The following is a 15668-nucleotide window of genomic DNA, read 5'->3' on the forward strand; positions in this document are numbered from 1 at the left end:
ACAAGCTGAATAAATAATGATTACACTAGACTTAAATTCAGTTTTACATTCTCAGTACAGGGAAAACAAAGGGTATAAAAAACTACTCTCCTGGTATTTCCTACTCCGGAGTTTTGTGCCAATAAACTGGCCTCTAAAAAAAGCCAATCGAAAACTGACAGCCCGCCTTGTAACTTTAAAAGAGATACATGCCTATTTACTGGAAAAGGTGCCGGAATTGAAAGACACAGACCTGCATGCTGAGATAAGTTCTACCGAAAAACTGATTGAGTATCTGTATAAACAAAGAGAGGTCCTGGAAGGACACATGCTCCAGTCGAAGTTTACGTCCTTACAACCGTCTCTTGATATCACGTCAGAATTTATAGAGGTACTTCATAGCATATTACGTCTATTAAAGAAAAATACGCTCAAACAACCATTAACAAATACAACCGAAGAAGCTGCTCTTGCTGTTAACCGTTCAAATAAAACTATGAATAAGCTGTGTGGCCGTTAACCAACGCGACGTTTATCTACTCCCTCATCCTTACGGAAATAATCACGGCGAACCACATCCACATATTGTTCTTTCAGTACTTGAAGCCAATCAGTACGAAAATACTTTTATTGCCGTGATGATTACCAGTTCGTCTGTTACCAGGGATGATTTTTCTTTTGCCTTGTATGACCAGATGTTTGAGAAACCTTTGGCCAAAAAAAATTGTCATGCCAGAATGCATCTCATGACTCTCTCATTTGGAGAAGATATTGACAGGCCGAAGATCAATACAATGAAAATTGCTCCTTTTAAAGAATTGATGCGAAGTATAGGTGATCTGATATTCGATTATGACTTCCTTCCTAAATAAGCGGTAAAAAAGGCTGCGTTTCTTTTTAACAGCTGGTTTCCGGGAGCAGAAATTCATGTTTACGGTATTGAACGATTGGCCCAATGGACGAACCAGCGCGCTAATTGTTGATAGAACAGGTCAAAAATACCTTCTTGTTATACAAAAGGTTTACGCAATCGGGAATTAATAAAGAAGGGAAAAAGATCGGATTGAGCGAGGGAATTGCAGGATGAGGCTTCGTTCATTTTCTGAATACAATTAGACGTTGTTCAGTATGTTCATTTAGGTTGTAATTTTTATTAGTAGATCAAATTCTAATAATTTCACTTAAAACATATTTTATGAATGCGTTATTGGAAAATGAAAAACAAATCATCCTAAATTTTTTCGAAGCATCTTCCAACGACTATTGGAAAACTATACGTGAAATATCTGCTGCCACAGGCGTCAGGTTTGATGATGTACTGGAAATTATTTTTACTTCAAAAGATTTTGCGGAATCTAATTCCAGGAGAAAAAAAGGAGAACTATTATACACAAGCCGCAAAGTGTATAGTGAGAGAGCTCCCTTTTGGGAACAATTATTAGCTGCTTTTATAAACAGAGCTGCTTATTAAACTATCCTTGAAACTATATGACCTTTTTTCAATCTCCTGTTTTTTGCTGCATGTTGGGGGCTATTGCGGTTCGACTACTTGAAATCGCAGAAACATCAAAGTTAGACGTGCCTCAAAAGTCAAACTATGTGTCAATTAAATTCTATATATCAGCAATTGCATCCATTGTCATTGCTGTAATTGTTGGATATATTTACTTTGATGACCAACATACTTACAATCGCATCGTGTACTTTCATACCGGAGCAACATCGCCGTTGCTAGTCAGAACGCTATCGAGCAAATTATCAGCTGCGGTAGATGCCAGACTGAAAGAGTGAGAGTACAACAGTATAACCTGATACCTAAATAAAAGGCCCTCCAACGCTCACGCGCTGAAGGGCCTTTCATATCTTTAAAAACTATTTATCTCACTTCACTTCCTGCATCCACTACAGCATCCGGATTCACGAACACTAGCTTTCCTGCAGCATTTTCCGCCATGAGGATCATTCCCTGGCTTTCAATACCCCGCATTTTCCTCGGTGCCAGGTTAGCGACCAGTGTCACCTGTTTACCAACCACTTCTTCCGGTGCAAAATGCGCTGCAATACCTGATACTACGGTACGTTTCTCAGAACCGATATCCACCAGCAGTTTTAACAGTTTATCCGCCTTAGGCACTTTCTCTGCTTCCAGGATGGTACCTACACGCAGGTCCAGTTTAGCGAAATCTTCAAACTGAATCTCCTCTTTCACTTCTTTCTCTGCAGGTGCTGCCGTTTCAGCCGGAGTGGCCGGTTTGACCAGACCCGCATGCAGTTTTTCGATCTGTTCCTGTATCTTGGCGTCTTCAATCTGGCCAAACAACTTTTCCGGCTCCCGCAGGGAGTAACCCACGCTCACCAGCTTCAGGCTGCCCGCATTTTCCCACTCCAGCATACGGTCTACCACTTTCAGCATATGACAGATCTTTTTAGCTGTAAACGGCAGGAATGGATTCGCCAGAATTGCCAGGTTTGCTGTTAACTGCAGACACAGGTGCAGGCAGTTGTCGATCAGCTTCTGATTTTCCGCAGCATTCTTAGCCAGTATCCATGGTTCTTTCTCCTGCAGATACCTGTTACCCTGGCGGGCTACTTCGATCACTTCAGCCAATGCCTCACGAAGACGGAAATTCTCAATAGAATCTTCTATTTTCTGTTTTGAAGCCAATAAGTTGGTTAGTACCGCATCATCCTTTTCATCCTTTACTTCAGAATGAAAAGCAGGCACTTTACCGCCACACAATTTGTGCATCAATACCATAGTACGGTGCACGAAATTGCTGAAGATGTCTGCCAACTCACTGTTGTTACGCTGCTGGAAGTCTTTCCAGGTAAAGTCGTTATCCTTGGTCTCAGGGGCTGTACTGGTCAGTACATAACGCAGTACATCCTGCTGGTCAGGAAAATCCTTTACGTAATCGTGTACCCATACCGCCCAGTTACGGGAAGTGGACACCTTATCTCCTTCAATGTTCAGGAACTCATTGGCCGGTACGTTGTCAGGCAGCACAAAGTTTCCATGTGCCTTGAGCATCGCCGGGAAGATAATGCAGTGGAACACGATATTATCTTTACCGATAAAGTGTACCAGCTTGGTATCTTCTTTACACCAGTAGTCCGCCCAGTTGTCGGTCAGCTCTTTGGTAGCGGAAATGTATCCGATAGGCGCATCGAACCAAACATACAATACTTTCCCTTCGGCGTCAGGCAGCGGCACTTTAATGCCCCAGTTGCTGTCGCGGGTCATTGCCCTGCTTTGCAGACCGCTATCCAGCCAGCTTTTACACTGACCATACACGTTATTTTTCCACTCTTTATGGCCTTCCAGGATCCATTCTTTCAGGAATGGCTCATAGTTCTGCAAAGGCATATACCAGTGCTTTGTCTGTCTTTTGACAGGTACAGCATTACTGAGGGTGGAGCGCGGGTTGATCAGCTCATCAGGGCTGAGGGAAGATCCGCATTTCTCACACTGGTCGCCATATGCGTTCGGATTGCCACATTTAGGGCAGGTGCCGGTGATATAACGGTCAGCCAGGAATACGCCGGCAGTTTCATCGAAAAACTGTTCAGTCACTTTTTCTTCAAACAGTCCTTTATCGTACATGGTTTTGAAGAAAGCCGCTGAGGTTTCATGATGTATCTGTTTAGTGGTACGGGAGAAAATATCGAAAGAGATACCCATGTCTGTAAAGCTGTCATAGATGATCTTATGATATTTATCCACAATATCCTGAGGAGTTACCCCTTCCTTCATCGCTTTGATGGTGATAGGCACTCCATGTTCGTCAGTTCCTCCTACGAACTTTACATCCGCCTTTTTAGCGCGCAGGTAGCGCACGTAAATGTCGGCGGGAATATAACAGCCTGCCAGGTGGCCGATGTGGACCGGTCCATTGGCATAAGGCAATGCCGCTGTTATTAGATATCTGTTAAATTTTCCCATGTTCGCTTAAAGAATGCTTAAATAATCGAAATTCTGTTTTTGCTTTTGGAAGAGCGAAAAGTATTTATCAACTTAGCCCTGTCAGGGTTGGGATATTCGCCCCCAAATAGTCAGCAAAGGTAATTAAAGCATAGAACAATGAGAATTCCGCCGTACCTCAAAAAAGGTGATCTTATAGGCATCACCTGCAGCAGTAGCAAAATGGACCAGCAGGCAGCAGAATATGCCGCTGGAGTGATCAGTTCCTGGGGTTACCAGGTACATCTGGGCATTACGGTAGGCACCAGTTTCCATAATTTTTCCGCTCCGGATGAGCTGCGGCTGGAAGAGCTGCAGGACATGCTGGACGATCCTGATATTAAGGCCATCGTCTTTGGCCGTGGTGGTTATGGCCTGGTGTGCATACTGGACGACCTGGATTTCAAGAAGTTCCGCAAACATCCGAAATGGATATGTGGTTACAGCGACATTACCGTACTCCATACGCATATTCATCAGCAATATGGTGTTCCGACCATTCACTCCATGATGTGCAGTGGTATCAGGCCTGATACGGTCGAAAATGAGTATGTGGACAGCCTCCGCATGGCGCTCAAGGGTACCCCTTACCGCTATGCCTGCGCACCGCATGACCTGAATCGCACTGGTAAAGCCAGCGGTCAGCTCATCGGCGGGAACCTGTCCATCCTGGCCAACCTCTCAGGTACTGATTCGCAGCCCGATACCAAAGGAAAGATCCTTTTCCTGGAAGATATCAGCGAGTACCGTTATAACATAGACAGGATGATGTACAACCTGAAAAGGGCCGGATGGCTGGAAGGCCTGGCCGGACTGGTGGTAGGTTCTTTTACGGACAGTAAAGAGACTGAAACGCCCTTTGGCCAGACCGAATATGAGATCATCAGGAATATAGTCCAGGATTATGATTATCCCGTTTGTTTTGGCTTCCCCGTGGGCCATACCAACGAGAACTATGCACTGAAAATAGGGTTACCACACGAACTGCAGGTTACTGCCAGACAGAGTAGACTACTGCAGCGCGATATCTAATGCTTTGCCATACTGCGGATAATTATCCAGGTTATTATGGTCAGCCCCGGGAACAGGAATGAACTTGTCTCCCGGCTTCAGTAACTTTTCCAGTTTTTTAGCAGATGCCAGCGGAATAGTGTGATCGTCTGTTCCATGCATGATTACAACAGGCGCTGTTACTTTGGGCAGATATTCGTCAGTAGGAAACTTGTATTCCAGCATATACTGGTATGGATAGATGGGCGCCATGCGTGTTGCCAGATCAACCATGTTATAGTAAGGTGCTTCCAGCACCAGCCGTTTACAATCCCTGACAGCGGCCAGTTGGGCAGCCACACCTGTTCCAAGTGATCTTCCATAGATGATGATACTATCCGGCGGGAAGAACTTCCTGGCCACTTCATACATATGTAATGCATTGGCATAGATAGCAGTCTCTGTTAATGGACCCGTAGACTTACCATAAGTAGGATAATCCATCATCAGCACATTGTAACCACGATTGACGCATTGTTGTGCTTTGCTGGCATATTTGGAGATATTCCGCGCATTGCCATGAAAATAGATCACCATGCCTTTGGGCGACGCTGCTTTAAACAATACGGCGCTCAGGGTTTCCTTCTCATTGATACGGATACGCATTTCCTCGAATGGTATATCGTATTTGAAAGCATAATCTGCCGTCAGCGGTTCCGGATGGAAGATCAGTTTCTTCTGCAGAAAATACAATACCACACCACCCAGCAGATAGATGGCCAGTATCCATGAAAGTATGGGACGTAGCTTTAATTTACGGAGCATGAACTATGTTTAATCTTCAATATCAGGAACGATTTCCAGGTCATAGTCCTCTGCAGTCAATACGCCTTTCGCCCTTGTATCCGCCAGTATAGTAGCGTTAGGAGTAAGCGTACTTACTTCATAGGTATTATGCAGGAAGTTCATACTATAGAACTTATTTGCCAGGCCGTCAGGCACACCGGCAATGAATTTCAGCACTTCATTCACTATCATCATACCGGTAGCGCCATGTGTTACGCCAATAGCGCCGGCATCGAAATTACGATGATCGTCTATCAGCGGCAGTGCGCAACGATAGGATGCTGCTGCATCTCCGCTGACAGGTGCGATATTAAAACCAGCCCACCAGGATACCCAGTTATGCACTTCACCGATCACAAAAGGTTTCCCCTCTGACATACATGCATCATTGATCACAAGATGTGTAGCAGCGTGCTGGGAACAATCAATAATAAGGTCCATGCCCTGCAGCAGTTGCTTTATATTATCCGGTTTTACCTGTAACAGTAAGGGATAATGTTTGGTAAAAGGATTACTGGCCCACAGACGGCTGGCAGCCATTTTCGCTTTATGTTTGCGTATATCCTGCATCAGGTAAAGCGGCTGCCTGTGCATATCTTCATCACTGATCACCCCGTAATCGGCTATACCGATCACACCAACTCCACTGGCGCTTAAATACTGAATCACCGGCGATCCCAATCCGCCAGCGCCAACTACCAATACACGTGTCTCCTTCAGCTTTTCCTGCATAGCTACTCCCATACCGGGAACAGCAATAGGATGCCTGAAATGCGCTAATTCTTTTTCAATTAATGCCATAGCTACATCAGTTATTTTATTCCTGTGGAAATTCCATTGTAAACTTGCTACCTTTTCCTATAGCACTTTCTACTTTGATCTTACCCTTATGGGCATCAACGATAGCTTTCACATAACTTAATCCCAATCCGAATCCCTTTACATTATGCACATTACCTGTATGTGCACGATAAAACTTTTCAAAGATACGGGAAATCGTATCACGGCTCATACCGATGCCATTATCAGCAATGGTAATAACGAGGCTTTTGCGTGTGTTATATGTAGAGATCACTACCTCCAGGTGCTCTTTAGAATACTTGATAGCATTATCAAGCAGGTTGAATATAACATTGGAGAAATGTACATCATCGGCCATGATAATAGGATTAATGGCATCGAGACGAAGCTCTACCTGTCCCTGTTTGGAGGCCAGCTGCAGTTGTAAATTTTCTACCGTATGAGAGATCACCTCGTGCACATCAGTCACCTGCAATTTTAAAGCGATCTCATTTTTCTCCAGCAATGCAGATTGCAGAATGCTCTCCACCTGCTTATTCATACGCTTGTTCTCTTCCTTGATGATACCGGAGAAGTAGCGGATTTTCTCTTTATTGTCCATGACCTTTTCATTGCCGATTGCATCGATAGCCAGGGAGATCGTTGCCAATGGCGTTTTCAGTTCATGTGTCATGTTATTGATGAAGTCAGATTTGATCTCAGAGATCTTCTTCTGATTCAGCATAGTACGGATCGTGAGAATGAATGCTGTGATGATAACCGCGGTGAATAAAAGGCCACCGGCCATCATCCTGCCGAGAGATAACAATAAGAGCAGGTTATTCTTAGGTTGCACTACCAGCAATGTCTCTGTTTCACCCGTAGCGTATTCAAAACTGTTCAGCAGCGGAATGTACTGGAATAAGTAATCCATGCTATCCCTTCCGGCGCTTTCCACCATTCCGGTAAAACCAGGAGATTGCATCTTAACGCCGTTGCTATTGCCAAAGTGGCCTTTGCCGAGAATGGCGAATTCAAAGGTAGTATCCAGGTGTTCATTACGAAGTCCGCTGGCTATCAGCTTCTGCACTTCATCGATGGTAAACCGGTCACTAACGTTGACATTCAGGTCGATAGTAGCAGTAGTAATTTCGTACTTATCAATGGCCAGACCTTTGTCGGCCGGCCTGATACTCGCTCCATCTACTTTAAATCGCATAGGAGGTCCTTTGCGGGCAAGCATTTGTTCGCGCACATTGTTCATTACACCTACAGCTTTCTGTTCCATCTGCTCCCGGCGTACAATAGATGCGTTATATATCCAATTCACCTGTATCCAGATGATTCCCAATAGTGACAGGGTAATTAACACCACAATAATGGGAAATACTTTCTTCAATGGTACCATGCTACTTCGATAGTAAGGCGCACAAGATACTCACAAACACTGAGGGTACCAGCACCGGAATTGTTAAAAATCATTAATTGCTATAGCAACGTTAATACAAAATTAATCCGTCTAAACCTTTAACAGTATTCACTTTAACAATAAAACATCACTTTAACGTAATTTTAACTGGGAAATAATACTTGTTATTCCCTAATCTTCTGTACATTTGCCTTATCAAACTGGTACTAAATTTGATGTACTGGTTATACAAACTAGCAATTTTAAATTTCTACATACATCGACATGGATTCGTTTCCATAAGCGATTTAGATTTTGGTTGATAAAATGGTAAGGAGGCTTTCTAGCCTCCTTTTACGTTTTATCCAGCGTTGCACCCCAGGCTACAAACACACAGCTCTTGGCGGAGTTGACCAACGCGATTTTCCCTCCAAAGTTTTCAATTTGATCTACTTTTCCCTGTCCCTGAAATAATACATGATTCTGGCAAGTAAATCTGGAATAAATACTATTATACTTGCTTTCAATTAGTTAAATTTGGTTAGTGATAAAATTGTTTGTGTTATGGTTTCTTTATCGCCTGGAATGCTGCTGATAGCCGACCCTTTCCTAAAAGATCAGAACTTTGCCCGCACTGTAGTGTTACTGTGCGAACATCAGGAAAATAAAGGAAGTTTTGGCTTTGTGATCAATAAAGTGTTCGACCAACATTTGAGTGACCTTGTACCTGAAGTACTTGTGAACGATATTAAGATCTACTACGGAGGTCCGGTACAGATAGATACCATCCATTTCATACACCAGCAACCGGAGCTGATCAGAGGTGGTTTTGAGATACAACAGGGTGTATACTGGGGCGGAGAGTTTGATCAGGTGGTATCATTGATCAATAGCGGCCATCTTGATCTCAACAAAATCAAATTCTTTATTGGTTATTCGGGTTGGAGTGGCGGACAGCTTGAAAATGAGCTCAATGAAAAGTCATGGATCCTGTCAGGGAGCAATGTGCCGCTTGTTTTTGAGGAAAAGGAACAGAATATATGGCCGCAGGCATTGAAGAACCTGGGCAGCAACTTTGCCATCATGGCCAACTTCCCGATAGATCCCCTGTTGAATTAATGACGTATATGCCCATCCGTATGCCGGCAGACCAGCCTTAATGCCACTTGTGGAAAAAAATTTAGAAAAATTATTATATGCCTACACTTTGAAGCCCAATGGTTAACGTCGTTGGGAACATTACCATTGCCCCCCAGCCCCGTTCCAAACGAGGATATTTAAAAAAAATCAAATATCTTGCTTAGGCAAAAAAGTAATGTAGTCAGAGCATTCTATTGTTTGTAAACCTGCTATAGGACACCGAAGGGAAGGGAACTAATATATACCGAAACGAATATAATACCTATGAAGGACAAACCAGATCACGTTTACACCTTCCTGGATTTATAATAAAAAAACTGAACAATCGACATAAGTAATTGAGACCCTTTTTTTAATGGGTTACAAGCTTTGTTTTAAACGGTTTAAGCAATAAAATCATTCAAGAGACATAAGATATTCATTTTCATAGGAACAGGCCCTAGTGCCGCTGCAGGACTCGTTTTCTGCGCAGCCTGGACCTGATTTGTGCAACGCCCTGGCCAGTAATCTTACTGCGCTCTTTTAACAGGGTTATTTATTAATTAGATTGGAATAGTTAGGACAAAAAGAAAGGCCGGGTAATCCTACCCGGCCTATTTCTTTCTGATCAGTGATCAGGAATTATCATCAATATTACTTGTGTTAATTCCTGATCTTTATGTTCTGACCATTCAATATTTACTTCACTTCTGCACCTTCTACAAGCACAGTAGCTTTATTTCTGTATACTTCTACAAAACCTCCTTCTATGTTATAGAATTCGCTCTGTGACTTATCTTTCAGCACCTTCATCCTGCCTTTGCCCAGGGCAGCGATCAATGGAGCGTGCTTGTCCAGCACTTCAAAGAGACCGTCAATGCCTGGCAGCTGTACACCATACACTTCGCCGGAATACAGTTTTCTTTCAGGTGTTAATACTTCTAATAACATATTAAAAGTTAAGGGTGAAAAATATTAGTTCTTAGCTGCTTCCAGCAGTTTCTTACCTTTCTCGATAGCTGCGTCGATGTTACCTACCAGGTTGAATGCTGCTTCAGGATACTCGTCTACTTCACCGTCCATGATCATGTTGAAACCACGGATTGTTTCTTCGATCGGTACCAGTACACCTTTCAGACCAGTGAACTGTTCTGCTACGTGGAAAGGCTGAGACAGGAAACGCTGTACACGACGTGCACGGGATACTGTCAGTTTATCCTCATCACTCAATTCATCCATACCGAGGATCGCGATGATGTCCTGCAGTTCTTTATAACGCTGAAGGATCATTTTCACTCTCTGTGCGCAGTTGTAGTGAGCTTCACCTACGATAGACGGAGAAAGGATACGGGAAGTTGAATCCAGCGGGCTCACAGCAGGATAGATACCTAAGTCGGAGATCTTACGATCCAGTACGGTAGTAGCATCCAGGTGGGCGAATGTTGTAGCCGGAGCAGGGTCAGTCAAGTCATCCGCAGGTACATAAACGGCCTGTACGGAAGTGATGGAACCATTCTTGGTAGAAGTGATACGCTCCTGCATCAGACCCATTTCTGTTGCCAGTGTAGGCTGATAACCCACCGCAGAAGGCATACGGCCTAACAGCGCGGATACTTCAGAACCTGCCTGGGTGAAACGGAAGATGTTGTCAACGAAGAACAGGATATCCTTACCACCACCTGCAGTACCATCTCCATCACGGAAATATTCTGCCAGTGTCAGACCGGATAATGCCACACGTGCACGGGCTCCTGGCGGTTCGTTCATCTGACCAAAGATGAAGGTGGCCTGTGATTTCTTCAGTTCTTCCTTGTCTACTGAGGCGAGATCCCATCCACCATGCTCCATGGACTCCAGGAATTTCTCGCCATATTTTACGATACCTGCTTCGATCATTTCACGCATCAGGTCATTACCTTCACGTGTACGCTCTCCCACACCTGCGAATACGGATAAACCTTCGTAACCTTTCGCGATGTTGTTGATCAGTTCCTGGATCAGTACGGTTTTACCCACACCAGCACCACCGAACAGACCAATTTTACCACCTTTTGCATAAGGCTCGATCAGGTCGATCACTTTAATACCTGTGAACAGTACTTCTGTATCTGTTGCCAGATCTTCGAATTTAGGCGGCTTACGGTGAATAGGATAACCGTTGCTGCTGTCAACAGGACCCAAGCCATCAATAGCCTCACCTACCACGTTGAACAAGCGACCTTTGATGCCATCGCCCACTGGCATTTTAATTGGAGTACCCTTGTCAGTAACAGCCATCCCCCTCACAAAACCGTCTGTAGAGTCCATTGCTACGCAACGAACGCTATCTTCACCAAGATGTTGCTGTACTTCCAGCACTACCTTCTGACCATTTTCGCGGGTAATTTCCAGTGCGTTGTAGATTTCGGGCAACTTTCCATCAAAGTGGACGTCAACCACGGGACCGATAATTTGCTTGATCTTACCTGTGTTAGGCATATTTTTAAGAGGTTTATAAATGCTTAAAATGAGCGGTTTATTAAATTTGGCGCAAAGGTAATTGTTAATAGGGGAAATTCAAAAAATAGTAAAGCATCCCATGGACGATTGCCCATCGAACTTAATTATCAATTGTAAGTCAATTAGTTCTTAATGTATCAGGCGAAGAATGCAGTATGCAAGATAGGGTTTTTAACGTATACAAGTACCTCCTTCCGAATAGATAATCTTTTTTTATTATAAGCAATTCCTGATATTAGAAATAGTCCTCAATCGTTAGTGGTCCCACCTTTCAGCCCTTCATCCGTCTAACACTTTTTTAACACTTTCTGTGAATATTTTGCTAAAAAGCGATGCTACCAAACTGAGCAAACCTGCCAGGACAGCGGATTTAAAGATTCAGGCACAGATATTGATTTGTTACAGTCAAGCTACGTAATCTGACACCGTTCCATCAACTTAAAGAGATGCTCAGGCCAGCTTTCAGCCTTAACAATTGATCAACTGTTAATACACCACGCATTCGTTCACAATTAAAATTTATAGCCTTCGTGTAGAACTAAATCGCTATACAATTCGTGTTTTGGGACAAATTATAAGTTGCCACACCCTTTTTAAAACAATCAGATATGAAAAACATAAAACATTATATCACTCTCTCTGTAATTGCTGCTTCGATGGCTGTGACAGGTGTTTCCTGCGCCACCACAATGCCTCCACAGCAGGTACAGGTTTCTATATCAGGCTTCTATGATGCGTTGAGTCCCTATGGCCGCTGGACTACCTATGGTAGTTACGGACAGGTCTGGATCCCTAATGCAGGGCCTGACTTTATGCCTTACTCTACCGGCGGTCACTGGGTATATACCGACTACGGCTGGACTTGGATGTCCGACTATGACTGGGGATGGGCTCCCTTCCACTACGGACGCTGGACCTTCGATGACGCCTATGGCTGGATGTGGATACCTGGTACCGAATGGGGACCGGCATGGGTAAGCTGGAGGAACAGTTCTGACTATTACGGATGGGCGCCTTTAGGTCCTGGTATGACAATAGGTGTAAACTTCAATATTCCTGTGGGATATTGGTCTTTCGTACCTTGTCAGTATATCACCAGCCCTTATGTAAACAGGTATTATGTGGATAGAGGCAGACGTGTAAATGTTTACAACAATACCACGATCATCAACAATACTACCATCATCAACAACCGGACTTACTACCGTGGTCCTGCCACCCGTGACGTTGAACATTACACCCGTAATGAGATTCGTCCCGTACGTGTGGTAAGCGACAACCGCCCGGGCCGTGCTACTATGGATCGTGGTGAAGTAAGGATGTACCGTCCGCAGCCGTCGCCGGGCCGTTCAGGCAGTTTTAGCAATAACGGTCGTGACAATAACGACAGGAACAATTTCGACAGGCCGGCTACTCCGGGCAGAACAGTGCGTGTAGATAGGAACAATGATGGCCGTCCTGATAACATTCCAGACAGGAACAATGGTCGTCCTGACTATAATCAGCCTGGCAGAACAATAGATCGGAACAATATCAATCGCCCGGATGTGCCTAATAACAATGCTCCTGGCAGAACAATTGAAAGTCGCCCGATGCGGCCGGAGTTCGACAGGAACAATCGTCCGTCTGCACCTGTAAACAGGCCTACACCTGCGCCTTCTCCTACACCTGATCCGGCAGCCAATCCGGCCAACAATTACAATAATCCAAGGCCTGAACGTTTCAACAGACCAGAGTCCCGTCCTATGACGCCGACTCCGGCTCCACAGCCTGCAGTAAGACCAGCTCAACCGCAGATGCCACGTCCTCAGCCACAGGAACAGCCGCGTCAACAGATGGAGCCGCGTCAACAGATGCCTCAGCCTCGTCAGCAAATGCAACCGCAGGCTCGCCCTCAGATGCAGCCACAACAAAGGCAGTCAGCTCCTGAACGTTCAGCAGCGCCATCGCCTTCACGTGGTGAAAGAGCTAACAGGGGCGGCAACTAATCATTGGCAGCCATAAACTTCAAGATAGATTTCACTATTGATTTTTGTAAAGGTATGTTCCTCCGGGGGCATACCTTTCTGCATTAACAGCATTGAGAGCGGTGTTCCTCCTGCCTGATACGGCGGTTGCAGATAAGGGTACGCATATGCTTTGAAGCCCAGTCCTTCATAAAACCGGATACGCCTGATGGCATCAGCAGCATGCGGCGGTTCTACTTCCAGCACTATACGAGGGTGCTCCTGCTCCATCAGGCGCATTACCTCACTGCCGATTCCATTACCGCGCTGTTCAGGTGATATCGCGAAATGTTCTATGAATACGAAGTCTGTTAATTCCCAATAGAAGACAAAACCCGCATAAATACCATCATTTTCCAGCAATGCCAGCCGTAAGGCGCCATTGTTCATTAACAACTGCTGTGCAGTCAAATTGCGTCTTTCTTCAGGCGGGAATGCCTGTTCGTATAATTCCGCAACATTAGCCGGGATGGCTACTGGTGATATCAGATTCCGAATCGTTAACATCAGGACAAAAGTAGTGTAAGTAATTCAGTACCGGGCTGACGCGGGTCAGGGTGATTGGCTGTTTTATGTCAGGCTTGTTGTGTTGGGTGTTCATTAATGAAAGCTTCCTGGCAGGAATAGAAAAGCCTCTTTATTGCTTTTTTAGACCGTTCTGTACGCCCTACTAAAAGGGTGTTATCTCGCTTCTTTTTTTTCTACAACTCATATATAACCCACATATAACCCATATATAACCCATACCTTTTAAATATGGGTTATATATGGGTCATATATGGCTTATATATGGGTTATATATGGGTTATCTCCGAGAACACGCTATGATAGAAGCTTTACAAAGATTGTATGAAACTATTACTTTGTAAGAATTTGACAGTTAGTAGTATTTAGTTTAAGTATGATTCATATAAGAAGCCTCAGAGGAAACAAATACGGTAATTCCCGGTAAAATATATTCCGGGCATCAGGTCGCTTGAACAGAGAAGCAACAAGGATTGATGAGAGATCAGTAATTGATGCAGGCAGTAATATAAGTAAGACAATAGAGCAGAAACGAATTAGAACAGGCAGCAGCCGGGAAGCAGCTGCGAGCCAAATGGAGACTGCGGGCACGTAGTCCTTGGAGAGGCTCAAAACGTTTGATGGGAGTTAAACAGACATTCTAAAGCCCAAACGCTCAATGATGCTCAATATATAGTGCTCGGAAAGGGGTACAGCCCGCAGGCCCATACTGGCATCGCAGCGGTATCAACAAGGCTATAAAAATGGAAACATATCAGAACAGGCGGTAGCCGTAGGCCAAATGGAAGATTGCAGGCATTAAAACCAGACAGGATGACAGAAAAACCACAAAAAGCATCTATAGCGCTTCTTCTCTACGTCTTCTCTGCTTCTTCTCTGCTTCTTCTCTCAGTATACACGCCATGCCATTATAACAGTCTATTGCTGTGGCGTACACAAATAAGGATCCGGATTTCCAGGAGGCGCCGGCTTGTTCGCAGACCAGCAGAAGTTCATCGGCTGACTGGTAATACTGAGCAGCCGCAATTCAACCTTCTGTCCCTTCCGGCTGGAAGATGCCTGTACGGATTTTGTGCCTTTCGCCGGCACATCATTGATGGTATATTCCTCTGTCTTGAAGACATCACCATTCCCCCTCATATATTCCACAGAAACTACTACATTATCCAGCGGATACTCCGACTGATTCCGCACGATAATCTGCAAATCTTTGATACCACCGAGGAAACCAGTACGGTAATCACTTGTAGTGACTGCAATAAACTGCTTCCAGTTACGACGATAGTAAGTCCGCCTTTCAACAAACTGCCCCTCGGAACGCACGCGAATTTCGCTCCTATCCGCAATCTGCCGCGCAGTCTGACTATTGACATCCAGTGAATGCCGCAGATCGCGGTTCTCATTAATCAACCGCTCATTTTCTGATAACACCTGCTTCACACGGCTCTGCTGTCGTGAATAACTCAGGACCAGGAAAATTATCAGGAAGATGATGACAACGGTAAAACCTGCATATCGCTTCATATCAAGCGAGTAGAAAAAATAATGCCAAGTC

General features: G+C 44.5%; 14 protein-coding genes. 6 read left to right on the forward strand and 8 right to left on the reverse strand.

Annotation, left to right across the window (positions count from 1 at the left end; all coding sequences use genetic code 11):
• Window positions 1–115: 115 nt before the first annotated feature.
• The 3 genes from F3I09_RS03135 (at window position 116) to F3I09_RS03145 (ending at window position 1450) form a co-directional block, all read left to right on the forward strand.
• Complete coding sequence (locus F3I09_RS03135; protein WP_149693574.1) at window positions 116–499, forward strand: hypothetical protein; 384 nt, start codon at window positions 116–118, stop codon at window positions 497–499.
• Entirely contained in the window at window positions 489–851 is a 363-nt protein-coding gene (locus F3I09_RS03140) for a type II toxin-antitoxin system PemK/MazF family toxin (RefSeq protein ID WP_149693575.1), read from the forward strand. Before F3I09_RS03135 ends, F3I09_RS03140 begins: the two co-directional genes overlap by 11 nt.
• Window positions 852–1174: 323 nt before the next feature.
• Window positions 1175–1450, forward strand: a complete 276-nt coding sequence (locus F3I09_RS03145; RefSeq protein WP_149693576.1) for a hypothetical protein — start codon at window positions 1175–1177, stop codon at window positions 1448–1450.
• Between the two features lie 405 nt (window positions 1451–1855).
• Here F3I09_RS03145 and metG read toward each other — a convergent pair whose 3' ends face one another.
• Window positions 1856–3922, reverse strand: coding sequence for a methionine--tRNA ligase (metG, locus tag F3I09_RS03150; protein WP_149693577.1), 2067 nt, complete (start codon window positions 3920–3922; stop codon window positions 1856–1858).
• A 138-nt stretch (window positions 3923–4060) separates the two neighbouring features.
• Here metG and F3I09_RS03155 point away from each other — a divergent pair, with 138 nt between their 5' ends.
• On the forward strand, window positions 4061–4972 hold the full coding sequence (locus F3I09_RS03155) for an LD-carboxypeptidase (protein WP_149693578.1): 912 nt from the start codon (window positions 4061–4063) through the stop codon (window positions 4970–4972).
• Here F3I09_RS03155 and F3I09_RS03160 read toward each other — a convergent pair.
• The 3 genes from F3I09_RS03160 to F3I09_RS03170 are packed head-to-tail and all read right to left on the reverse strand — an operon-like array spanning window position 4952 to window position 7964.
• Window positions 4952–5755 (reverse strand): alpha/beta hydrolase, encoded by an 804-nt coding sequence (locus F3I09_RS03160; protein ID WP_149693579.1) that lies wholly within the window; start codon window positions 5753–5755, stop codon window positions 4952–4954. The genes F3I09_RS03155 and F3I09_RS03160 overlap by 21 nt on opposite strands.
• Window positions 5756–5764: 9 nt before the next feature.
• Entirely contained in the window at window positions 5765–6577 is an 813-nt protein-coding gene (locus F3I09_RS03165; protein WP_149693580.1) for a HesA/MoeB/ThiF family protein, read from the reverse strand.
• A gap of 16 nt (window positions 6578–6593) precedes the next feature.
• Complete coding sequence (locus tag F3I09_RS03170; protein WP_149693581.1) at window positions 6594–7964, reverse strand: sensor histidine kinase KdpD; 1371 nt, start codon at window positions 7962–7964, stop codon at window positions 6594–6596.
• 564 nt (window positions 7965–8528) lie between these two features.
• Between F3I09_RS03170 and F3I09_RS03175 the strand changes: the two genes are divergently transcribed.
• On the forward strand, window positions 8529–9083 hold the full coding sequence (locus F3I09_RS03175) for a YqgE/AlgH family protein (protein ID WP_149693582.1): 555 nt from the start codon (window positions 8529–8531) through the stop codon (window positions 9081–9083).
• Between the two features lie 699 nt (window positions 9084–9782).
• Here F3I09_RS03175 and atpC read toward each other — a convergent pair.
• Entirely contained in the window at window positions 9783–10034 is a 252-nt protein-coding gene (gene atpC, locus F3I09_RS03180) for an ATP synthase F1 subunit epsilon (protein WP_106601560.1), read from the reverse strand.
• Between the two features lie 24 nt (window positions 10035–10058).
• Entirely contained in the window at window positions 10059–11561 is a 1503-nt protein-coding gene (gene atpD / locus F3I09_RS03185; protein ID WP_149693583.1) for a F0F1 ATP synthase subunit beta, read from the reverse strand.
• 629 nt (window positions 11562–12190) lie between these two features.
• Between atpD and F3I09_RS03190 the strand changes: the two genes are divergently transcribed.
• Window positions 12191–13570 (forward strand): DUF6600 domain-containing protein, encoded by a 1380-nt coding sequence (locus F3I09_RS03190; RefSeq protein WP_149693584.1) that lies wholly within the window; start codon window positions 12191–12193, stop codon window positions 13568–13570.
• On the opposite strand, the gene F3I09_RS03195 is transcribed toward F3I09_RS03190, so the two are convergent.
• Window positions 13571–14095 carry a GNAT family N-acetyltransferase gene (locus F3I09_RS03195; RefSeq protein WP_149693585.1) on the reverse strand — a complete coding sequence of 175 codons (525 nt, stop codon included), beginning with the start codon at window positions 14093–14095 and terminating at the stop codon, window positions 13571–13573.
• Between the two features lie 936 nt (window positions 14096–15031).
• Window positions 15032–15637, reverse strand: coding sequence for a hypothetical protein (locus F3I09_RS03200; RefSeq protein ID WP_149693586.1), 606 nt, complete (start codon window positions 15635–15637; stop codon window positions 15032–15034).
• Window positions 15638–15668: the final 31 nt, after the last annotated feature.

Origin of the sequence: Chitinophaga sp. CF418 (assembly GCF_900142925.1) — a bacterium.
In the GTDB taxonomy this organism is placed as follows: domain Bacteria; phylum Bacteroidota; class Bacteroidia; order Chitinophagales; family Chitinophagaceae; genus Chitinophaga.